Here is a 19,173-nt window from a genome sequence, read left to right on the forward strand (position 1 = left end):
GTCCTCTTCATGGCCAGCTCACCCGCAACACTGTTGATCGTTGATGACGAACCCCAGGTTCGCAAACTGTTGGAAACCCTGCTGCAACACGAGGGCTACCAGACACGCAGTGCAAGTTGCGGGGAAGAAGCCTTGGCATCGGTGGCACAGCAGCCCCCCGATCTGATCCTGCTGGACGTCATGATGCCGGGCATGGACGGCTTTGAGGTGGCCAGCCGGCTCAAGGCCAACCCGGCCACGGCGAACATCCCGATCATCATGCTCTCGGCCCTGAACGAACCCGGCGCACGGGTCAGCGGCCTGCACACCGGGGCCGAGGAATTCATCAGCAAGCCGGTGGAACACATCGAACTGTGGCTGCGCGTACGGAACCTGCTGCGGCTCAAAGCCCATGGCGACCAGTTGAAACAGCACAGCGCGATGCTGGAACAGCAACTGCAACGCCACAGCGAGGACAGCACCCGCATGAACGTGCATGACCTGGCCCGCCAGGACTTGGAAGCGGCCTTGCGCGATGCCGTTGAACGGGATGAATTCACCCTGCACTACCAGCCCAAGGTTGATGTGGCCAGCGGACGCATCTGCGCCCTGGAAGCCTTGTTGCGCTGGGACCGCCCGGGTTATGGCGCGGTATCGCCCGCAGTGTTTGTGCCGGTGCTGGAAAGCCTGGGCCTGATCGTGCCCGTGGGACGCTGGGTGATCGAGACGGTCTGCCGACAGATCGCCACCTGGCAACGTGAGGATATTGGCGCGGTTGAAGTCGCGGTGAACGTCTCCGGCCATCAATTGATCGAGGGTGACCTGATTGCCGATATCGGGCTTATTCTCGAGCAGACCGGCGTTCAGGCCCATTGGCTGGAGGTGGAACTGACCGAAGGTTCGCTGATGGACAATACCCAGCACACCATCGCCAGCCTGCAACGCCTGCGTGCCAAGGGTGTGAAGATCGCCATCGACGACTTTGGCACCGGCTATTCAAGCCTGGCGTACCTGCGCCGCTTTCCCATCGACACCCTGAAGATCGATATCGCGTTTATCCGCGAAGTCACCACCAACCCGCAGGACGCGGCCATTACCCGCACGATTATCGAACTGGCCCACAACCTGAAACTGCGCGTGGTTGCCGAAGGCGTGGAAACCCAAGACCAGATGGCGTTCCTGAAGGAAGCCGGGTGTGACCAGATTCAAGGGTATCTTTTCAGCCGGCCGCTGCCGGTGGAGAGCCTGGAGCGGCTGTTGCGCCAGCAGTGAGGCACTCACGTTGCTGCGCAGCCCAACGGGAGCAAGCTTGCTCCCGTTGGGCTGGCCGGGTTATTGAGCGTTGGCTTTGGCCGCATCGTTGATGATCGCCACCACCCGCGCCGGGTTGGAGACCATCACCACGTGGGACGCCCCTTTGATGTCTACGGTTTGCTTGGAACCCGCACGGTCGGCCATGAATTTGAGCGCGGCTTCGGGAATGTTCTTGTCCGCCGAACCGTAGATGAAATAGGACGGCACGGTTTTCCAGGCCGGTGCTCCCGACGGTTCCTTCAACGCGGCTTCTGTGATCGGGCGCTGCCCGGCGGCCATCAGTTGCGCGTCTTTCACGGCCACATCGGCGGCGAACTGGCTGTTGAACTTGTCCTGCTGGATGTACAGGTCAGTCACACCGTCCTTGGACACTACCGGTTTATCCAGGGTCGGGCCCAGTGTGCCGCCGGGGTAACGACCGGACAGTTCAAACGCCGTTTCACCTTGTTCCGGGGCAAACGCGGCGACATACACCAGCGCCTTGACTTTGTCGTTGCCATGCACCGCGTTGGAGATCACCGCACCGCCGTAAGAGTGCCCCACCAAAATCACCGGGCCCGGGGTGTGTTCGACGATATCAGCGACGTAGTCCGAGTCGGTCTTGACGCTGCGCAGCGGGTTGGCCACGGCGATCACCGGGTAGCCCTGGGCCTTGAGGCCGGCGATCACACCGTTCCAGCTGGAGGCGTCGGCGAAGGCGCCATGTACCAGCACTACCGTGGTTTTTTGTGGCGCGGCGAAGGTCGCGGTGGCTGTACCGAGGGCGAGCGCGCCCGTCATCAAGAGGGCAGCGAGGCGGGAGATCTTCAGGGCTTTCATGGTGGTTGCTCCGTTTAGAGTGGCCGTTCAAGGCGTTGAACGTGGAGCCATAATGCCGAAGCGCATTTTACAAATGGAGTCTAATAGTCGAGGATATGCGACATATCGTCTAACAAATCGTTTATCTACCCTCTGGTGAACCATGGATCGTTTATCCACGCTGCTGGTGCACTTTGGCATTGGTGCCGATACCTTTCACAGCGGGCCGCTGCACGGCGCCCTCGACACCCACGACTTACAGCAACGAGGGCGCGTCTATTTGCTCAAGGAGGGCCAGGCCGGCCTGGAGATGCCAGAGGGCACGCTGCGCATCTGCGAACCCAGCCTGATCGTAGTGCCGCGCCCCCTGCCCCATCGACTGGTGGCCGGCAAGGCGGATAACGCCCTGGTAGTGGCGGCCTCGCTGCGCTTTGACGGTGGCCTGGACAACCCGCTGGCGGTGGCGCTCACCGATTCCATCGTCATGCCGCTGGCGCAGATCCCCATGATCGCCGGCACGCTGGACTGGCTGTTCAGTGAGGCCTTCGCCGAACACTGCGGCCGCGAGGCGGTGATGAACCGGCTGTTCGAGCTGATGGTCATCCAGTTTCTGCGCCATATGATGGCCTACCACAGCATGACCACCGGCATGATGTCGGGCCTGGCCGACCTGCGCCTGGCACGGGCCATGACCCTGGTGCACAACCATCCGCAACGGCCGTGGACCGTGAATGAAATGGCTGTGGAGTCAAATATGTCGCGGGCCAGTTTTGCCGCGCATTTTCACAAGGTCGTCGGGCAAACCCCGGCCGATTATGTACTGAGCTGGCGCGTGAGCCTGGCGCAGAAGCGTCTGCGCGACGGCCGGCCCATGGCGTTGATCGCCGATGAGGTGGGTTACGAAAGCCCGTCCGCGCTGGCCCGGGCGTTCCGCCGCAAAATCGGCACCAGCCCGCGCGAGTGGTTGCAGGCGCAAGCGCCCCTGCGGGAGCGGCAAACGGTGCAACCCGCCTGAGCGCAACGCGTTAGACGCCGCCGAAGCCGATCAACCTATGGCTGCGTCGGTATTGCCCGGCTCGCCCGCTTCATCCGGATCCAGGAGCGGCACTTGCGCATCGTCCATCAGCGAGCCGGGGTCTTCGTTGCCTGGGTCGTTGGGTTCTTCGTCCAGTTCTTTTGCCATGACCGGTTCCTCTAGCCGCCCTGGGTATCGATATCGGCATCGGTTTCAGGCTTGGGCTCGCGCTCGGGCTTGAAGTCAGGGCTGTAGTCGTTGTCCCTGGCCGCAGGGTCACTGGCGGGCCTGGGGTCTTTCGGTGCATCGGCGGCGGTGCCGGGCGTCGGCTGCCCGACGTCGATGGCCGGGTCGTTACGGTTGCTCATCTGTGGGTCGTTGTCTGTGCTCATGCTTCACCTCTGCCTGTGCCGGATAACGTTAAGGCGCTGCGGCGGGGCGTGAAGTTCCATGGGATTGCTCATCGGATCGGATTATCGATCTGGATATAGAACGCGTACATCCCCAGCAACAGCCAGAACACCATGAACAACCAAGGGGCGCGCATCGAGAACAGCAGCGACTTGCGATAACCCTTGTGGGATGACTCCACTTCCGAGAACAACGGCGACTCGTCATAGGCCAAGCCCATCACCGGCTCGCTGCGCAGCAGTTCACTTTGCTTGTAGTGCCAGTGATCGATGATTTCGTAGGCCGCGCGAATGCCGGGCCAGGCGTTGAGGGAACTGAGAATGCCCAGCGCCACCAGAAATACCGGTACCACCAGCGTGAATAATTTGCCCCACTCGGGGTTCAGGTTACCCATGCCCGAGACAAAAGCGATCACCAGGAACGACTGCGCCGTCAGGTAGGCGTCGGTGCGGTTGGCGAGAATCGAAGTTTCGTACTGGATCTCGCGGCGATAAAAGTCCAGGCGATCCTTGGGTGAACCGAACATCTTCGCGTTGTGTTCATTGTGGTCGGTCAGGGCCGCTTCGGGGGTGTCGGGGGCGATGATTCTGGGCACGACGATGCTCCACACTGTTGCGAAACCCGTTAGAAGAATCACGGGTGGGCGAAGTTCAAGTTTGTTGCGCACCAAAGCGGGGCGCGCCTTGCTTTATTGTGGGGACAAGCAACAGCCCCTGTAGTGGGCGTCCACCTGCTACCCCATAGCCCGGTTATCCCTACAAAGCCTGCTGATCACCGGGTAATCGACACGCCGCTGCGGTTTAGGCACACGCATTGCTTAAACCATTCATCTGCCCCAATACAGGAACATTCGTTACCCCCCGACCCAGAGCCGACCCCATAAGAAAGTAAGGACCAGGCCTGTTGGCACCCTGCGCCACGGGCTCATAAAAACATGCGTTTTTTTAAGCGGCAGTGCCTCCCCTGCAATGCTGGGCACTGACAAGGTACTGGAATGGCTCGATCTTTCTTTGATGAAATGAATGACGCAAACGGCGTATGCCGTGCGCACTATCAAGACTTCTCCCGCTGGCTGGCCAATACGCCGCCGGAACTGCTGGCCCAGCGTCGCCGCGAAGCCGATTTGCTGTTCCACCGCGCGGGAATCACCTTCACCCTGTACGGCGACGAGCAGGACACCGAGCGCCTGATCCCCTTCGACATCATCCCCCGCAGTATCCCCGCCAGTGAATGGCGCGTGATCGAACGCGGCTGTATCCAGCGGGTCAACGCGCTGAACATGTTTCTTGCCGATATCTATCACGACCAACGCATCATCAAGGCCGGGATCATTCCCGCCGATCAGGTGCTGGGCAACGAGGGTTACCAGAAGGCGATGGTCGGCCTGGACCTGCATCGCGGCATCTATTCGCATATCTCCGGCGTCGACCTGGTGCGCGACGGCGACGGCACCTACTACGTACTGGAAGACAACCTGCGCACCCCCAGCGGCGTGAGCTACATGCTCGAAGACCGCAAGATGATGATGCGCCTGTTTCCCGAAGTGTTCGCCAGGCAGCGCATCGCTCCGGTGGACCACTACCCCAACCTGCTGCTCAAGACCCTGAAAAGCTCCAGCCGCCTGGACAACCCCAACGTGGTGGTACTGACCCCGGGCCGCTTCAACAGCGCGTTCTTCGAACACGCGTTCCTGGCCCGCGAGATGGGCGTTGAACTGGTGGAGGGCGCGGATCTGTTCGTACACGACCTCAAGGTATTCATGCGCACCACCGATGGCCCCAAGGCCGTGGACGTGATCTACCGCCGTATCGACGATGCCTTCCTCGACCCGCAGGCGTTCAACCCCGAGTCGATGCTCGGCGTGCCGGGCCTGGTCGCGGCGTACTGCGCGGGCAACGTGGTGCTGGCCAATGCCATCGGCACCGGCGTGGCGGATGACAAGTCGATCTACCCCTATGTGCCGGAAATGATCCGTTTCTACCTGGACGAAGAGCCGGTGCTGCAGAACGTACCGACGTTCCAGTGTCGCAAGCCGGATGAACTGTCCCACGTGCTGACCCACCTGCCCGAACTGGTGGTCAAGGAAACCCAGGGCTCCGGCGGCTACGGCATGCTCGTGGGCCCTGCCGCCAGCGCCGCCGAGATCGAGGACTTCCGCCAACGCATCAAGGCGCGCCCGCATGCCTACATCGCCCAGCCGACCCTGAGCCTGTCCACCTGCCCCACCTTTGTCGAAAACGGCATCGCTCCCCGGCACATCGACTTGCGCCCCTTTGTACTGTCGGGCAAGGAAACCCGCCTGGTGCCCGGTGGCCTCACACGGGTGGCCCTGCGTGAAGGCTCGTTGATCGTCAACTCGTCGCAAGGCGGTGGAACCAAGGACACCTGGGTGGTGGAGGATTGAACCATGTTGAGTAGAACCGCCGCAGATCTGTACTGGATGTCCCGTTACCTGGAACGCGCCGAGAACCTGGCGCGCATGCTGGAAGTCAGTTATTCGCTGTCGTTGATGCCCCAGGCCGGGCACACCGATGGCCTGGACGAACTGGCCATGTCGTTGCTCAGCAGCGGCACCCTGGACAGCTACCTCGAACGCCACCAAACGCTGGACGCCGAGCGCATGTTGCACTTTTTCGCCCTCGACGAAGAAAACCCCGCCAGCATCTACAACTGCCTGCGCGCCGCGCGCGGCAATGCCCACGCGGTGCGCGGGCGGATCACCGCCGACATGTGGGAAAACCTCAACGCCACCTGGCTGGAAATGCGCAGCATCGCCGCCGGCGGCCTGGCTCGGCATGGCATCAGCCACTTCTGTGACTGGGTCAAACAGCGCTCGCACCTGTTTCGCGGCGCGACCTCGGGCACCATCATGCGCAATGACGCCTACCGGTTCATTCGCCTGGGCACCTTTGTCGAGCGCGCGGACAACACCTTGCGCCTGCTGGATGCGCGCTACGAGATGTTCGGCGAGGAGTCGGAAGAGGTCAGCGACCTCTCGGCACGCGGCTACTACCAGTGGAGCGCCCTGCTCCGGGCGTTGTCGTCATTCGAGGCCTATACCGAGCTGTACCCGAATGCGCTGAATGCGCGGTCGGTGTCGGAATTGTTGTTGTTGCGCAGTGATGTGCCGCGTTCGTTGCATGCCTGTGTCGAGGAATTGAGCCATATCCTCGCCGACCTGCCCGGCAGCTACGGGCGCACGGCGCAGCGCCTGGCGGCGGAGTTTGAGGCACGGCTGAGGTACACCGGCATCGATGAGATCCTGGAAGATGGGCTGCACACTCGCTTGACCGACTTTATCGACACCGTGCGCGAGTTGGCGCGGGCGATACAAAGCTCCTATCTGGAAGTGGTCTAGCCACACCACCGATAAAACTGTGGGAGGGGGCTTGCTCCCTCCCACATGGGGAGTGCCGTCCCCATCAGCTATCGATTGACCACCACTTCGGAAACAGTTGCCGCACCCGCGCCTCGCCAAACCGGTCATCGATCAATATCACCACGCCCTCGTCCTGCTGGCTACGAATCACCCTGCCCGCCGCCTGCACCACTTTCTGAATACCGGGATACAAATAGGTGTAGTCATAACCCGCACCGAAGATCGCGCCCATGCGCGCCTTCATCTGCTCGTTGACCGGGTTCAGTTGCGGCAAGCCCAACGTCGCGACAAACGCACCGATCAAGCGTGCGCCAGGCAAGTCGATACCCTCGCCGAACGCGCCGCCGAGCACGGCAAAACCGATGCCCTGGCTGTGCTCGGTGAACTGCTCGAGAAACGCCTGGCGCTCGGCTTCGGTCATGCCGCGCGATTGCTGCCACAAGGTGATTTGCGGGTGTTGCTCGGCCAGCAACTGCGCCACTTGTTGCAGGTAATCAAAACTTGAGAAAAACGCCAGGTAATTGCCCGGCCGCTGTGCGAATTGTCGGGCAATCAGCTCGACGATCGGCTGCAGGGATGCCTGGCGATGCACGAACCGCGTAGACACTCGATCAACGATGCGCACGCGCAATTGCTCGGCCTTGAACGGCGACTCCACGTCAATCCACACCGTGTCCTTGGGCAGGCCGAGCAGGTCGGCGTAATAGTGCCGGGGGCTCAGCGTGGCGGAAAACAGCACGCTGCTGCGGGCGGCCGTCAGCCGTGGGCGGATGAACTCGGCGGGCACCACGTTGCGCAGGCACAGGGTAGAACTGCTGCGCTTGGCGTTGAGCTGACGCTTACTGATATCGAAAATGAAGTGTTCGTTGAACAGCTCGGCGACCTTGGAGAACTGCAGGGCTTCGAAGTAAAAGGCTTGCAGCTCGCCGCTGAGGGAGTCGGGATGGTCGTTGAAGTAGTCGCCCATGGCGCTGGCGCACAGGCTCAGGGCCTGCAAGAGTTTTTCCGGTTTGGCGGCATAGGCCTGATACGGCGCGACTTGTTCCTTGTGCAGGGCGTTCCATTCACGGTTCAGGCGCTGCAAGGTTTTTTTCAGCGGTTCGGGCGCCGTGTCGCGCAGGGTCTTGAGGCGGTATTGATCAAGACTCGCGCTGTACATCGCGCGCGCGCGGTCCACCAGGTTATGGGCTTCGTCGACCAGCACCGCAGCACGCCATCCGTTGAGCTGGGCCAGGCCGAAGAGCATGGCGCCGAAGTCGAAATAGTAGTTGTAGTCGGCAACGACCAGGTCGGCCCAGCGCGCCATTTCCTGGCTCAGATAATAGGGGCACACGTTGTGGGCCAGGGCGACGTCGCGCAGGTTGCGCTGGTCCAACAGGCGTACGTTGGAAGCGGCGATACGGGCGGCGGGCAGACGGTCGTAGAAACCCTGGGCCAACGGGCAGGAATCGCCGTGACAGGCTTTATCCAAGTGTTCGCAGGCCTTGTCCCGCGCCACCAGCTCCAGCACGCGCAAGGCCAGGTCGGGGCTGGCGGCATGCAGTACTTGCGCGGCATCAAGGGCCAATTTTCGGCCGGGAGTCTTGGCGGTCAGAAAGAACACCTTGTCCAGTTGCTGCGGCGCCAGCGCCTTGAGCAGCGGGAATAGCGTGCCAAGGGTCTTGCCGATGCCAGTGGGCGCCTGGGCCATCAGGCAGCGGCCGGTGCTGACGGCCTTGTACACCGACTCGGCCAACGCGCGTTGGCCGGGGCGAAACCCGGCATGCGGGAAACTCAAGGCCTGGGCCGCGCGGTTGCGCGCTTCACGGTGGGCCATTTCGCGCCTGGCCCAGCCAAGGAACAGCGCGCATTGGGTGTTGAAGAACGCTTGTAGTTCGGCGGCCTGGAAGCGTTGACTGAGCAGGGTTTCGCCCTCGCCGACAATATCGAAGTACACCAGCGCCAACTCGATCTGCGTCAACCCGAGCTTCTGGCACATCAGCCAGCCATACACTTTGACCTGAGCCCAATGCAGTTGCCGGTGGTTAGCGGGCTGGGCGTCAAGGTCGCCGCGATAGGTTTTCACCTCTTCCAGGCGGTTGGCGTTCGGGTCGTAGCCGTCGGCCCGGCCCCGCACGGTGAGTTGCTGGTAGGTGCCTTCGAGGGCGACCTCATTCTGGTAGTGCGCGCTGCGTCGCGAAGCCACGGTGCGGTGCCCGACGATACCCTCCTGGGCGCTGGGCGATGGGGTAAAGCGCAGGTCCAGGTCGCCGACCTTGGCGGTGAACTCACACAGCGCCCGCACGGCCACGCTGTAGCTCAAGCGACGTGCTCCGCCCAGCGCACGTAGCAGACCGTGACCGGCATCTGGTGGTCGCCACAGAATTCCAGCCAGCGCAATTGATTGTCTTGCAGGCGGTCGCCGGGGCCTTTGACTTCGATCATGCGGTAGGTTTTTTGCGCCGGCCAGAACTGGATCAGGTCCGGCATGCCGCTGCGGTTGGCGCGAATGTCCAGCAGCAGGCGTTCGAACCAGTGGCGCAGGTGCGCGGCGGGCAAGCATGCCAATGCCTGTTCCAGCAGCGTTTCACTGAGCAGGTTCCAGAACACGAAGGGCGACTGAAGCCCCCATTTGTCCACGTAGCGCTGGCGAATCACGGTTTTGTAGCGCTCGTCCTGCAGTCGTTCGAAACACGCGTCGAACAGCGGCGCACGGCGTTGATGGAAGTCTTCGCTGTGCAGGTCCGCCGGCCCGCGCTGGAACGGGTGAAAAAACGAGCCCGGCAACGGAGCGAAGATCGCGTCCCAACACAGCAGGCCGAACAACGAGTTGATCAGGCCGTTTTCTACGTAATGCACCGGTGCATCGGGTTCGCTGAGGTGAGCCTGCACGCAGTATTCCACCGACATCAGCGGGTCCGGCAGCGCCAGTTCGAGGTCCAGGCGCGTGACCTCGCGAGGCTTGGACCTGGGCGCGACCGGCCCACCCAATTTGCGCCGAAGACGCGGCATGACGCGCTGCAGGTGTTGCTGCTCGGCGGCACTGTGCGGCGCCTGTTGCGCAAGGGTTGCCAGGGCCATGGCCTGCACGTAGTCCTGCTGGCGCTCCAGCACACGGATCAACCGTGAACGCGCACCGGGATACGCGCAGGCCCGGTAGATCTGCTCGGCCAGGGCCAATTGCGCACTGCGTTCACAGAACTGCCCGATCTGGAACAACAGCTTGGCGCGCCGTTTTTCCAGCCAGGGGTTGTCGGTGCTCAGGGTCGCGACCCGGTGCAGCACCTCGTCCAAGGCTTCAGCGTTTTCAAAGGCTTGCTGGCAGTGGTGCAAAAACAGAAAACCCTGTACGTCGGCACGCGTGCGCAGCCCACGGGACTCGGCGCAGAACTCGACTTTTTCGTAGGTGTAAATGCCCAGGTCCGCCAGTACGAATTCGGACCAGTCCTGGTGCAGGTTGCCAAAGAACATCAGGCGCAACCGGTCGCACAGGTCCATCACGGTGAGGCTGTACAACGAATCGGCCAACTCGGGGCACCACTGGGCAAAGCTGCGGGTTTGGCTGAACTGCGCCGCCAACCCCTCCAGCCAGTCGGCCTTCTTGCCCTTGGGCTGATCGATCCAGGGGGCGAAGGCACTCAGGATTTCAGCCTTTTGCAGCAGCGCGAACAGTTCGGCAAAGCCCAGCGGGTGCTGGTCATCCACCCAACCCAGTGCCAACAACGGCACTGCGGCGGCGTGGGTGCAACCCACCTCCCCGTAGTTGAGCTTACCCGCGCGAAAATGCATGCCTTTGCGCATCACCATGCGCACCAACAGCGCCTGGGAGGCCTGCGGCAACCTGTCAAATTGCTGAATGAAATGCTCTTCGTCAGGATCAAGCAGATCGGCATAGCGTTGCCCCAGCCAATGCAGGACCTGGCGGAAGTTATGCAGGTAATAGAGCGGGTCGTCGAGCGGATTGGCCATGGTGCGCGCTGATCAAATACTGGTTATGCATACAGAGTGCCGCCGCCGATGCTGTGTTGCAATCGGTAATAGATAAATGGCGTACGCAACTTTTTGTATAAAAGTGATCAGATGGGGGGTCGATGGCGTAACATTTACGGCCCGCAGCCCTTGGCGCGGGACTTTTCCGAGTTGAAGGTAAGGATAATGAACATGAAGAATTTGGGGCTGCCGCTGGTTGCACTCACTTTTCTGGTATTGGCCGGTTGCGCGACGCAAACCGTCGTAACCCTGCAAAACGGCACGCAGTATTTGACCAAAGACACGCCAAACGCCAAGACCGCCGACGGTTTCTACGAATTCACCGATATCGCCGGCAAGCGTGTACGCGTCAAGGCCGATGACGTGGCTACGGTGCGCAAGGAAAACTGATTGCCTTCAAGCCACACTGATCAAATGTGGGAGTGGGGCTGTTGGGGTGAGCAAGCAAGCGCCCTCACCACAACAGGCAGTTTCAGATGATCACGATCCCCTCCCCCGACAACCCGCTCACGCCCACCAATGTCACCGAATCCCCGCCAAAACTGATCACCGTGTCCCCACCCACTGCCTTGGCGTGATCACGATAGTCCGCACTGCCCTCTACCTGCGTAAACACCAGTTTGTCTGTTGGTTGGTAACCGATGATCCGGTCGTGGCCAAACGGCCCGCTGAACAGGAAGGTGTTATGCCCGCTGCTGTCGCGGATCGTGTCATTGCCTTTGCCGCCTTCGATAAAGTCCGCGCCTTTACCGCCCTGGATCAGGTCATTGCCGTCGCTGCCGATGATGAACGTGTCGCCCGTGTGCGGCTGCGCGTTGCGGTTGAGGTCTTGCACCCAGGTGGTAGCGCGCGCCGGGGCGGACAGGTTGGCGACGATAATCGTCGAATCGCGGCTCATCTGCGCATAGAACCCGGAGTCCAGGATGCGCGTCATGCCGTCGCCATACCCGGTGGGCAAGTGCGAGATCCAGGTCGGCAGGTTGATGATGGAAAACGGCAGCGCGTTCCACAGTGTCGAGGCGTAATGGTCGTTGAAGCTGACGATGTTGTCGGTGGTCGACGCATGGGGCTGGTCATGCACGCCCAGCGATGACCCGCTGAAGGATGAGCCGTCCAGCGCACGGAATACCGGGTCGTTTTCGTAGCCGACATTGAGCACCTTGTCACCGGCGCTCTGGGTCGGCGAGGCATAGGCCACATAGTTGGCGTCCTGGTAGAACCCGGCCCATCTGCCCGCGCTCAGGTCGGCCATGCTGTTGACCGCCAGGCCGCCCAGGCTGTGGCCGCTGACCACCACGTCGTGACCGCCCAGGCCATGGGCGGTGGCGTAATCGGCAACGTTCTTGAGCAAACCGCCAAAGGCCTCGCCCGCGTAGTTTTTTGCGTAATCCCTGGGGCCCAACGCGGCTAGCACGTCACTGACCAGGTCGCCGATGGAATCGCTGATCAGGCTTTCCCTGGGACCGGAGGTGCCGCGAAAGCCGATGCCGATTTCGAGCAATTTACCGGCGTCATCGTACTTGCCCAGCACTTCGGCCTGGGCCGTGGTGTAGCCGGCCTTTTCGCCAAAAAAGGTGCCCCGGGCGTCGGTTTTACCGGTATACCCCAGCGTGCCGGCGCTGATCGGCGTCCAACCGGCTTGTTGCACCGCCTGCAGCGCGGCTTTTTCCGAGTCCGGGTTCCACGGCACGCCGGGGATCACGCCCTGGGAATCACTGCTGCCCAGCAACGCACCGACCAATGTGGCCGGCAAGCCCAAGCCCAGCCCGTTGTGCTGGTAGCCCACGGCAAAGCCGTTATCCAGGTTGTGGTAGGTGTACAGCGTGATCGCCATGGCATCGGCGAACAACGCTTTGGAACCCTCGGCTCCGAGGCTCTTATAGTCAAACACACCCATGGTATTGCCTCTTTTGTTGTTGCAATTGTCGAGAACGCCCCTCAACGCGGTGCCGGCCCGAAGGCTTCATCCACCTTGGCCAAGTCGGTGTCGCGCAGGTTGCCGGCGTAGTAATGCAATTTGGTCCAGGCCATGAGGTAGTCGTAACGCGCCTGGGCCAGGTCGCGTCGGGTGCTGTACAGCTGTTGTTCGGCATTGAGCGCATCGAGGTTGACCCGCTCGCCGCCGAGGATGCTTTGCCGGGTCGACACCACCAGCGCTTCGGCAGACGCCAGGGCCTTTTGATAGGCGCGCAGTTTGCTCACGCCGGACAAGCAGGCGCTGAACTGGCGACGCAGTTCGATCAGGGTTTCGCGGGTCTTGCCCTCCAACTCGTACTCGGCCTGCTCCATGGCGCGACTGACCTGGCGGGTGGACGCCGAGATGCCGCCACCGGCATACAGCGGCAGGCTCACTTCGACGCCTATCGTGTTGGTGTCGTAGCGCTGGTTGTAGGTGTTGCCGCTGTCGGATTCCTGCTGGCGCGAGCTGGCATACGCCGTGACCTTGGGCAGGTGCCCGGCGCGGTTGCGTTCCACTTCATAGCGCGCCACTTCCAGGGCCTGGCGCTGGGACGCCAGCGTGGGGTTATTGCCGATCGCCAGGGCATGCCAACTGTCGTAGTTGGCCGGGGTTAACGTAAACGCTGCAAAGCCTTGGTTGAGCGGCGCCAGGTCGTGGATGTTGACGCTCTGCACGCCGATCAGCGCGCCCAATTCTCGTAACGAGGCGTCCTGTTCATCCAGCGCCTGGATCTCTTCGGCGGTGGCCAGCTCATAGCGCGACTCGGCTTCGAGGATATCGGTGCGGGTGCCCTCGCCCTGCTGGAACAGGTGCTGGTTCTGCTGGAACTGCTGCTCGAAGGCTTTCTTCTTGGCGCGGGCGATGTCGATCTGGTCCTGGGCAAACAGCGCCTGGGTGTAATAGGTCAGTACCCGCACCAGCAACGCCTGGCTCTTGTCGCGAAAACTCTCGTCGGCGAACAGCGCCTGGGCCACGCCCTTGCGATAGTTGGCGTAGGCTTCGTAGTCGAACAATGGCTGTTGCAAGCTGAAGGTGGAGCCGTAGCTGTTGTAGTTACGGTCGTCGCGGTAGCTGCCGCCGCGCCCGTCCGGCAAATGCGCCTCGGAGTTGTTGCGGCCCTTGTTGTAGTTATAAGACAGCTTGGGCAGCAGGCCGGCGCGGCCGATGGTGCGGTTCTCCAGGCCCGCGTCGCGCTCCTTGATGGCGCCGAGGAACACTGGGTCGTTGCGCAAGGCTTGCTCGTACACATCGAACGGGCCCATGGCGGCCTGGGCGCTGGTGCAGGTCAACAACAAGGCGATAAACACCGGTTTCATGTTCATTCCTCGGTCAACGCGGAGCCGGCGCGGTCGAGCAGCGGCTTGAACAGGTAATTGAGCAGCGAGCGTTCGCCGGTGCGCACGAACATCTCGGCCGGCATGCCGGGCTTGATCACCAGGCCCTGAAGTTTCTCCAGTGCGGCCTCGCTGACGGTGGTGCGCAACACGTAATAGGGCGCGCCGGTTTTTTCATCGAGCATCTGGTCGGCGGAAACCAGGCTGACCTCCCCCGGCACCCTCGGGGTACGGCTCTGGTTGAAGGCCGTGAAGAGAATGTCGACCGGCAAGTGTGTACCGACCTTGTCCACCAGATGCACCGGTAAGTGCCCCTCCACTTCCAGGCGCGTGCCCTGGGGCACGATTTCCAGCAGGGTTTCGCCGGCCCGCACCACGGCGCCTTCGGTGTGCACGCCGAGGTTGACCGCAACCCCATCGGCGGGCGCATTGATTTGGCTGTGCTGCAAGTCGAACCCGGCCGAGGTGAGTTGCTGCTCCAGGGTCAGGCTGCGCAGTTGCGCGTCGGCCAATTGGCTGCGTACCTCCTTCTGGTACTCCTCGCTGTGCTGCTGCAACTTGAGGCGCGATTCGAGGATGCCCTGCTCCACCCGACCGCTTTCACCGGTGTTCTGCGCCAGGTCCTGTTGCACTTGGGACAACTGGCGCTGGTATTCCATCAAGCGGTTACGCGGGATGTAGCCGTTGTCGGCCAATGGTTGCAGATTACTCAGTTGGTCACGCAGCGATTGCGCCTGGGCGGTCAGGTCGCTGCGGGCACGGCGCATGCCATTGAGTTGCGCGGTGGCGCCGTCGATATTGGCGCGAATACCCGCCTGTTCACGGGCGAAGGCTTCACGGCGGCTGCTGAACAGTTGGCGCTGGCCTTCCAGCACCAACGCCAATGCGGGGTCGGGGTTACTGCTCAGTTCGGCGGGAAAGCGGATGCCGGCGCTGTTGTCCCGTTCGCTCTGCCAACGCGCCACGCTCGCCCAGGCCATGCGGTATTGGGCTTGCAGCGAGTGCACATCGGCCTGGCTCTGGGTCTGGTCGAGGCGAAACAGCGGCTGGCCTTGCTTCACCCATTCGCCCTCGCGCACCAGAATACGGCTGACCACGCCGGGGCTGAGGGTTTGCACGGCCTTGCGCTTGCCCGACACCACCACCGTGCCCTGCACCGGGATGCCTTGATCGAGCGGCGCGAGGCTGGCCCAGAGGAAAAACCCGCCAGCGCCGACCACGGTCAGCAGCCAGCCCATCCGGGCAAAAAAACCGGCATCGCGTTCTTTGAAAGGGGGTTCAACAGTGAGGCTGTTCATGCGCCGGGCTTCCTTGCGGCTGAGTACTGACGACTGAAACTGACGCCGGGCTTGTCTTTTGGCGCTTCCTGCTGGCCGGACAAGGCACGCAGCACCTCCTGGCTCGGCCCGAACGCCTGTAGGCGCCCTTCGTTGAGCACCAGCAATTTGTCGGCCTGGGCCAGCGCCGAGGAGCGATGGGTCACCAGCACCACGCTGCTGCCCTGGGCCTTCATCTGTACGATGGCGCTGGCCAGCGCGGCCTCGCCGACGGTGTCGAGGTTGGAGTTGGGCTCATCCAGCACAATCAAGCGCGGCCCGCCGTACAGCGCGCGCGCCAGGGCCACGCGCTGCTTCTGGCCGCCGGACAGGCCGCCGCCGTTGTCGCCCAGCACCGTGTCGTAACCCTGGGGCAAGCGCAGGATCAGTTCATGCACGCCGGCTTGTTGTGCCGCCTTCACCACACACTCAGGGTCAGCCTCGCGAAAACGCGCAATATTGTCGGCGATGCTGCCGCTGAACAACTCAATGTCCTGGGGCAGATAGCCGATATGCGGGCCGAGGTCGTCGCGGTTCCAGCGATGGATGTCCGCGCGGTCCAGGCGCACGGTGCCCGCCAGCGTTGGCCACACACCCACCAGCACGCGGGCCAGGGTGGATTTGCCGGAACCGGAAGCGCCCAAGACACCGAGCACTTCGCCGGCGCCGAGGTTGAAGCTGACCTGATGCAAGCTGGCCAAACGATGCCCCGGTGGGCCCGCGCTGACGTGTTCGACACTTATCTGCCCGTTCGGCGCCGGCAACGCCATGTGCTCCACGTGCGGCGGGAATTCGCGCAGCAGTTCGTCCAGCCGCTGGTAGGCCAGCTTGGCCGAGCTCCATTGCTTCCACACCGCGATCAACTGGTCGATGGGGCTGAGTACCCGGCCCATCAGGATCGAACCGGCGATCATCATCCCGGCGGTCATGTCGCCACGGATCACCAACAGCGCACCCAGGCCCAGCACCAGCGATTGCAGGCACAGGCGCAGGGACTTGCTCAGCGAGCTGATCACAGAACCGGTGTCACTGGCACGGTTCTGCAACCCCAGGAACTGCGCATGCACGGCAAACCAGCGCTGGCGCAGCGCGCCGAGCATGCCCATGGCCTGGATGGTCTCGGCGTTGTGCAAGTGGCTGGTGGCCAGCTGGGTGGATTGCTGGGAAAAACCACTGGCCTCGCCCAAAGGCTTTTTGGTCAGGTATTCGTTCAGGCAGGCCAGGCCGATCAGCAGCAGCGCACCGGCGGTGGCCAGTACGCCGAGCCATACGTTGAACAGGAAAATCACCAACAGGTAGAGGGGAAACCACGGGGCATCGAAGAACGCGAACAGCGCCGGCCCGGTGATGAATTGACGGATATGGGTCAGGTCGCCCAAGGATTGCCCGGCATGCCCCTGGCCGCGTTGCAGGTTGCGTTCGAACGCGGCCTTGTACACGTGCAGGTTGAAACGCCGCTCTAACTGGCTGCCGATGCGGATCACGATAAAACTGCGGATCACTTCAAGTGTGCCAATAAATGCAAAAAAGCCCACGACCATCAGCGTCAACATCACCAGGGTGGTTTCGTTCTGGGAGGACAGCACGCGGTCATACACTTGCAGCATGTAAATCGACGGCACCAGCATCAATAGGTTAATCAAGGCGGTGAAGCAGCCAATACTGATCAAGATGCTTTTATATTCACCCAGCGCCTTGAATAAAGGAGCAGCAACAGGGGGCTTGGCCATAGGTGTTGATCTTCCTTGAACCGGATTGCACGCATAAGCTGCCCGAGCCCCAGATACAGGCCGAGCAACTAATAAAATCGAGTAATACGCGTATAGCGATAACTAAGGCATTCGTTTTAGTTCAATAACGTCGCCGGTTTTATTACGCGCCTGATAACCACCGCCCTTCTGGCGATTCAAGTGTGCGATGCCGCTGCCCACGGCGTTGAACAGCCAGATGCCGTCCGGCGTAGGTGACCAGGTCAGGGGTTTTTCTCCCAGCCACTGTTCGGCGCAGGCGACGTCACCGCCCAGCGCATTCGCCTGTTCGAGCAGGTCCAGGGCGCACACCTGGCCCTGCTGGTGCAACTGCCAATGCCCGGCCAACTGGGCCGTGGTGGGTAAAACAAGACTGCTCGCCATTGCGTGGGCTCCTGCCGACACGAACATCACCTGCAACCCGCAGGCGATCCAATTGAAAAAACGCTGCATCCGCACGCTCCCTCGTGAAGGCGCGACGCGCAAGCGCCGCGCCCTTGTATCACGCGACGATGTCGCTGACTGCCGCCTGGCCGACGGTGGTGACGAGGAAGTCCGCCACGCCGTGCCCGGAGAAGTCCACCGCCAAGGTACCCAGGTTGCTGCCTGCCGCATAGGTCAGGACCGCGTCGCCGGCATGCCCGGTAAACGCATTGACGAAGCTCAGGCCGGCGCCTTTGGTGATGCCGCTGAGGTCGATCTTGTCCGAGCCCGAGGTGAAGTCGAAGAGCTTGTCTGCAGCCCCTGGCTTGGAATCGGAACTGGCGCCGAACACAAAGGTGTCGCTGCCCGCGCCGCCCCACAATTGGTCGGCACCACCCCCGCCATAAATCAGGTCATTGCCGGCCCCGCCTTTGATCACGTTGGCCGCGTTGTTGCCGATGATCAGGTCGTTGCCCGCGCCGCCGAAGGCGTTCTCCACGGTGACGCCCTTGGCGATGGACACGTTGCCCACCAGGCCGCCGACGTCGGAGAACGCGGTTTCATTGAGGTTGATCTTCTGGTTCTGGGTGAACCCGGAGAAGTCCAGGGTGTCATTGCCGCCACCGTCCCACACCGAGAACACCAGCTTGTCGGCGTTGGAGCTGGCGCTGAGAAAATCACGCCCGGTATTGGAGTTGAAACCGTAGGTGGTGTCACCGGCACGGGTGTTGTAGTTGGCGCCGTAGAGCTTCTGGATCGCCGCGATATCGTCGATCAACGGCCCCGAGGCATAGGCCTCGACCCCGCCTTTGCTGAAGTTCTGGTTAGTGTTGCTCTCGCTCCAGTAACTCATCAGGCTGTAGCCGCGCGTGTCCTGTCCATAGGTCGCGTCGTTGTAGGTGGGCGCGCCTTCGCCGGCGTTGTAGTCGCCGGGGTGAGCCAGGCCCAGGGTGTGGCCGATTTCGTGGGTGAGCGTCTGCCGGCCATAGTTGTTCAGGTCCGGGGTTTTGTTCGGCGTGTAGCTGTTGTTGGTCAGGTACCACGAGGTGCCGTCGTAGCCCGCGCCGGTGCCGGGCAGGTAGGCGAAGGCCGCCGCGCCGTCCTGGCCACTGCTGTAGTTGCCGAAGGTCATGTGGCCGTCACCGCCGCTGGCTTTCTCGGTGAACGCGACGTTGGCCACGTCTGCCCAGGATTGCATGGCCAGCACGGCCTGGGCCTTCTGCTGCGCGCTGAACTGGCTGAAGCCCGAAATGCCGTGTTTGTTCAGGGTGCTCGAGGAGGCCGAGGTGAGGAACGTGTAGGTCAGGTCGATCTTGCCGTTGCCGTCGAAGTCCCGGTACGTGGCACCGTCGCGCAGCAGCTGGGTGGCTGCCTGGTCGACGGTGTAGGAGGGTTTGCCATTGATCGTGAGGTTGCCGCCACGGTCATACAGATGGCTGAAGCTATCGATTTGCGCGTAAGCGGTGCTGGCTTGCGCCGCCGACACGATAGCCTTGTCTTTTACTTTTGACATAAACGTACTTCCTT

17 protein-coding genes are annotated in these 19,173 nt (G+C 62.1%); 5 read left to right on the forward strand and 12 right to left on the reverse strand.

Translation table 11 applies throughout. From position 1 onward, the window contains the following. Positions 1 to 9 precede the first annotated feature (9 nt). Positions 10 to 1,251, forward strand: coding sequence for an EAL domain-containing response regulator (locus AB4O23_RS18350; RefSeq protein ID WP_065879096.1), 1,242 nt, complete (start codon positions 10 to 12; stop codon positions 1,249 to 1,251). A gap of 60 nt (positions 1,252 to 1,311) precedes the next feature. Here AB4O23_RS18350 and AB4O23_RS18355 read toward each other — a convergent pair whose 3' ends face one another. Beyond that, positions 1,312 to 2,112, reverse strand: coding sequence for an alpha/beta fold hydrolase (locus AB4O23_RS18355; RefSeq protein ID WP_065879097.1), 801 nt, complete (start codon positions 2,110 to 2,112; stop codon positions 1,312 to 1,314). Between the two features lie 142 nt (positions 2,113 to 2,254). On the opposite strand from AB4O23_RS18355, the gene AB4O23_RS18360 reads away from it, so the two are divergent. After that, complete coding sequence (locus tag AB4O23_RS18360; RefSeq protein WP_017530647.1) at positions 2,255 to 3,106, forward strand: AraC family transcriptional regulator; 852 nt, start codon at positions 2,255 to 2,257, stop codon at positions 3,104 to 3,106. Between the two features lie 30 nt (positions 3,107 to 3,136). Here the strand turns inward: AB4O23_RS18360 and AB4O23_RS18365 are convergent, their stop codons facing one another. From AB4O23_RS18365 to AB4O23_RS18375, 3 genes are all read right to left on the reverse strand, one after another. After that, on the reverse strand, positions 3,137 to 3,274 hold the full coding sequence (locus AB4O23_RS18365) for a hypothetical protein (RefSeq protein ID WP_175404216.1): 138 nt from the start codon (positions 3,272 to 3,274) through the stop codon (positions 3,137 to 3,139). Between the two features lie 11 nt (positions 3,275 to 3,285). After that, positions 3,286 to 3,498 carry a hypothetical protein gene (locus tag AB4O23_RS18370; RefSeq protein WP_017530645.1) on the reverse strand — a complete coding sequence of 71 codons (213 nt, stop codon included), beginning with the start codon at positions 3,496 to 3,498 and terminating at the stop codon, positions 3,286 to 3,288. Positions 3,499 to 3,566: 68 nt separating this feature from the next. Next, a complete protein-coding gene (locus AB4O23_RS18375) occupies positions 3,567 to 4,112 on the reverse strand; it encodes a hypothetical protein (protein ID WP_017530644.1) in 546 nt (181 codons plus the stop codon). Between the two features lie 399 nt (positions 4,113 to 4,511). Here AB4O23_RS18375 and AB4O23_RS18380 point away from each other — a divergent pair, with 399 nt between their 5' ends. Both AB4O23_RS18380 and AB4O23_RS18385 read left to right on the forward strand, forming a co-directional pair. Continuing rightward, the gene (locus AB4O23_RS18380) at positions 4,512 to 5,921 is read left to right on the forward strand and encodes a circularly permuted type 2 ATP-grasp protein (RefSeq protein WP_017530643.1); all 1,410 of its coding nucleotides are present in this window, start codon (positions 4,512 to 4,514) and stop codon (positions 5,919 to 5,921) included. Between the two features lie 3 nt (positions 5,922 to 5,924). Then, positions 5,925 to 6,875, forward strand: coding sequence for an alpha-E domain-containing protein (locus AB4O23_RS18385; protein ID WP_017530642.1), 951 nt, complete (start codon positions 5,925 to 5,927; stop codon positions 6,873 to 6,875). Between the two features lie 64 nt (positions 6,876 to 6,939). Here the strand turns inward: AB4O23_RS18385 and AB4O23_RS18390 are convergent, their stop codons facing one another. Together AB4O23_RS18390 and AB4O23_RS18395 are read right to left on the reverse strand one after the other, a co-directional pair. Beyond that, positions 6,940 to 9,198 carry an ATP-dependent DNA helicase gene (locus tag AB4O23_RS18390; protein WP_460060224.1) on the reverse strand — a complete coding sequence of 753 codons (2,259 nt, stop codon included), beginning with the start codon at positions 9,196 to 9,198 and terminating at the stop codon, positions 6,940 to 6,942. Beyond that, entirely contained in the window at positions 9,195 to 10,844 is a 1,650-nt protein-coding gene (locus AB4O23_RS18395) for a VRR-NUC domain-containing protein (RefSeq protein ID WP_017530640.1), read from the reverse strand. Before AB4O23_RS18395 ends, AB4O23_RS18390 begins: the two co-directional genes overlap by 4 nt. A gap of 186 nt (positions 10,845 to 11,030) precedes the next feature. Here AB4O23_RS18395 and AB4O23_RS18400 point away from each other — a divergent pair, with 186 nt between their 5' ends. Beyond that, positions 11,031 to 11,255, forward strand: coding sequence for a YgdI/YgdR family lipoprotein (locus tag AB4O23_RS18400; protein WP_017530639.1), 225 nt, complete (start codon positions 11,031 to 11,033; stop codon positions 11,253 to 11,255). A gap of 82 nt (positions 11,256 to 11,337) precedes the next feature. Here the strand turns inward: AB4O23_RS18400 and AB4O23_RS18405 are convergent, their stop codons facing one another. From AB4O23_RS18405 to AB4O23_RS18430, 6 genes are all read right to left on the reverse strand, one after another. Next, the gene (locus AB4O23_RS18405) at positions 11,338 to 12,762 is read right to left on the reverse strand and encodes a polyurethane esterase (RefSeq protein WP_460060225.1); all 1,425 of its coding nucleotides are present in this window, start codon (positions 12,760 to 12,762) and stop codon (positions 11,338 to 11,340) included. A gap of 41 nt (positions 12,763 to 12,803) precedes the next feature. Continuing rightward, positions 12,804 to 14,141, reverse strand: a complete 1,338-nt coding sequence (locus tag AB4O23_RS18410; RefSeq protein ID WP_460106131.1) for a TolC family outer membrane protein — start codon at positions 14,139 to 14,141, stop codon at positions 12,804 to 12,806. Positions 14,142 to 14,143: 2 nt separating this feature from the next. Further along, positions 14,144 to 15,457 carry an HlyD family type I secretion periplasmic adaptor subunit gene (locus tag AB4O23_RS18415; protein ID WP_017530636.1) on the reverse strand — a complete coding sequence of 438 codons (1,314 nt, stop codon included), beginning with the start codon at positions 15,455 to 15,457 and terminating at the stop codon, positions 14,144 to 14,146. Continuing rightward, a complete protein-coding gene (locus AB4O23_RS18420) occupies positions 15,454 to 17,205 on the reverse strand; it encodes a type I secretion system permease/ATPase (protein ID WP_068931830.1) in 1,752 nt (583 codons plus the stop codon). The genes AB4O23_RS18415 and AB4O23_RS18420 overlap by 4 nt, the downstream gene beginning before the upstream one ends. Before the next feature lie 102 nt (positions 17,206 to 17,307). After that, complete coding sequence (locus AB4O23_RS18425) at positions 17,308 to 17,676, reverse strand: AprI/Inh family metalloprotease inhibitor (RefSeq protein WP_026067482.1); 369 nt, start codon at positions 17,674 to 17,676, stop codon at positions 17,308 to 17,310. A gap of 49 nt (positions 17,677 to 17,725) precedes the next feature. Then, the gene (locus tag AB4O23_RS18430; protein WP_460060229.1) at positions 17,726 to 19,159 is read right to left on the reverse strand and encodes a serralysin family metalloprotease; all 1,434 of its coding nucleotides are present in this window, start codon (positions 19,157 to 19,159) and stop codon (positions 17,726 to 17,728) included. Between the last annotated feature and the right edge of the window lie 14 nt (positions 19,160 to 19,173).

Source organism: Pseudomonas sp. H2_A10 (genome assembly GCF_054680085.1).

Excerpts from the sequence above, each read along its gene's own strand:
- AB4O23_RS18350 (WP_065879096.1), top strand. The coding sequence starts at position 10 with ATGGCCAGCTCACCCGCAACACTGTTGATCGTTGATGACGAACCCCAG.
- AB4O23_RS18355 (WP_065879097.1), bottom strand. The coding sequence starts at position 2,112 with ATGAAAGCCCTGAAGATCTCCCGCCTCGCTGCCCTCTTGATGACGGGC.
- AB4O23_RS18360 (WP_017530647.1), top strand. The coding sequence starts at position 2,255 with ATGGATCGTTTATCCACGCTGCTGGTGCACTTTGGCATTGGTGCCGAT.
- AB4O23_RS18365 (WP_175404216.1), bottom strand. The coding sequence starts at position 3,274 with ATGGCAAAAGAACTGGACGAAGAACCCAACGACCCAGGCAACGAAGAC.
- AB4O23_RS18370 (WP_017530645.1), bottom strand. The coding sequence starts at position 3,498 with ATGAGCACAGACAACGACCCACAGATGAGCAACCGTAACGACCCGGCC.
- AB4O23_RS18380 (WP_017530643.1), top strand. The coding sequence starts at position 4,512 with ATGGCTCGATCTTTCTTTGATGAAATGAATGACGCAAACGGCGTATGC.
- AB4O23_RS18385 (WP_017530642.1), top strand. The coding sequence starts at position 5,925 with ATGTTGAGTAGAACCGCCGCAGATCTGTACTGGATGTCCCGTTACCTG.
- AB4O23_RS18395 (WP_017530640.1), bottom strand. The coding sequence starts at position 10,844 with ATGGCCAATCCGCTCGACGACCCGCTCTATTACCTGCATAACTTCCGC.
- AB4O23_RS18400 (WP_017530639.1), top strand. The coding sequence starts at position 11,031 with ATGAACATGAAGAATTTGGGGCTGCCGCTGGTTGCACTCACTTTTCTG.
- AB4O23_RS18405 (WP_460060225.1), bottom strand. The coding sequence starts at position 12,762 with ATGGGTGTGTTTGACTATAAGAGCCTCGGAGCCGAGGGTTCCAAAGCG.
- AB4O23_RS18410 (WP_460106131.1), bottom strand. The coding sequence starts at position 14,141 with ATGAAACCGGTGTTTATCGCCTTGTTGTTGACCTGCACCAGCGCCCAG.
- AB4O23_RS18415 (WP_017530636.1), bottom strand. The coding sequence starts at position 15,457 with ATGAACAGCCTCACTGTTGAACCCCCTTTCAAAGAACGCGATGCCGGT.
- AB4O23_RS18420 (WP_068931830.1), bottom strand. The coding sequence starts at position 17,205 with ATGGCCAAGCCCCCTGTTGCTGCTCCTTTATTCAAGGCGCTGGGTGAA.
- AB4O23_RS18425 (WP_026067482.1), bottom strand. The coding sequence starts at position 17,676 with ATGCAGCGTTTTTTCAATTGGATCGCCTGCGGGTTGCAGGTGATGTTC.
- AB4O23_RS18430 (WP_460060229.1), bottom strand. The coding sequence starts at position 19,159 with ATGTCAAAAGTAAAAGACAAGGCTATCGTGTCGGCGGCGCAAGCCAGC.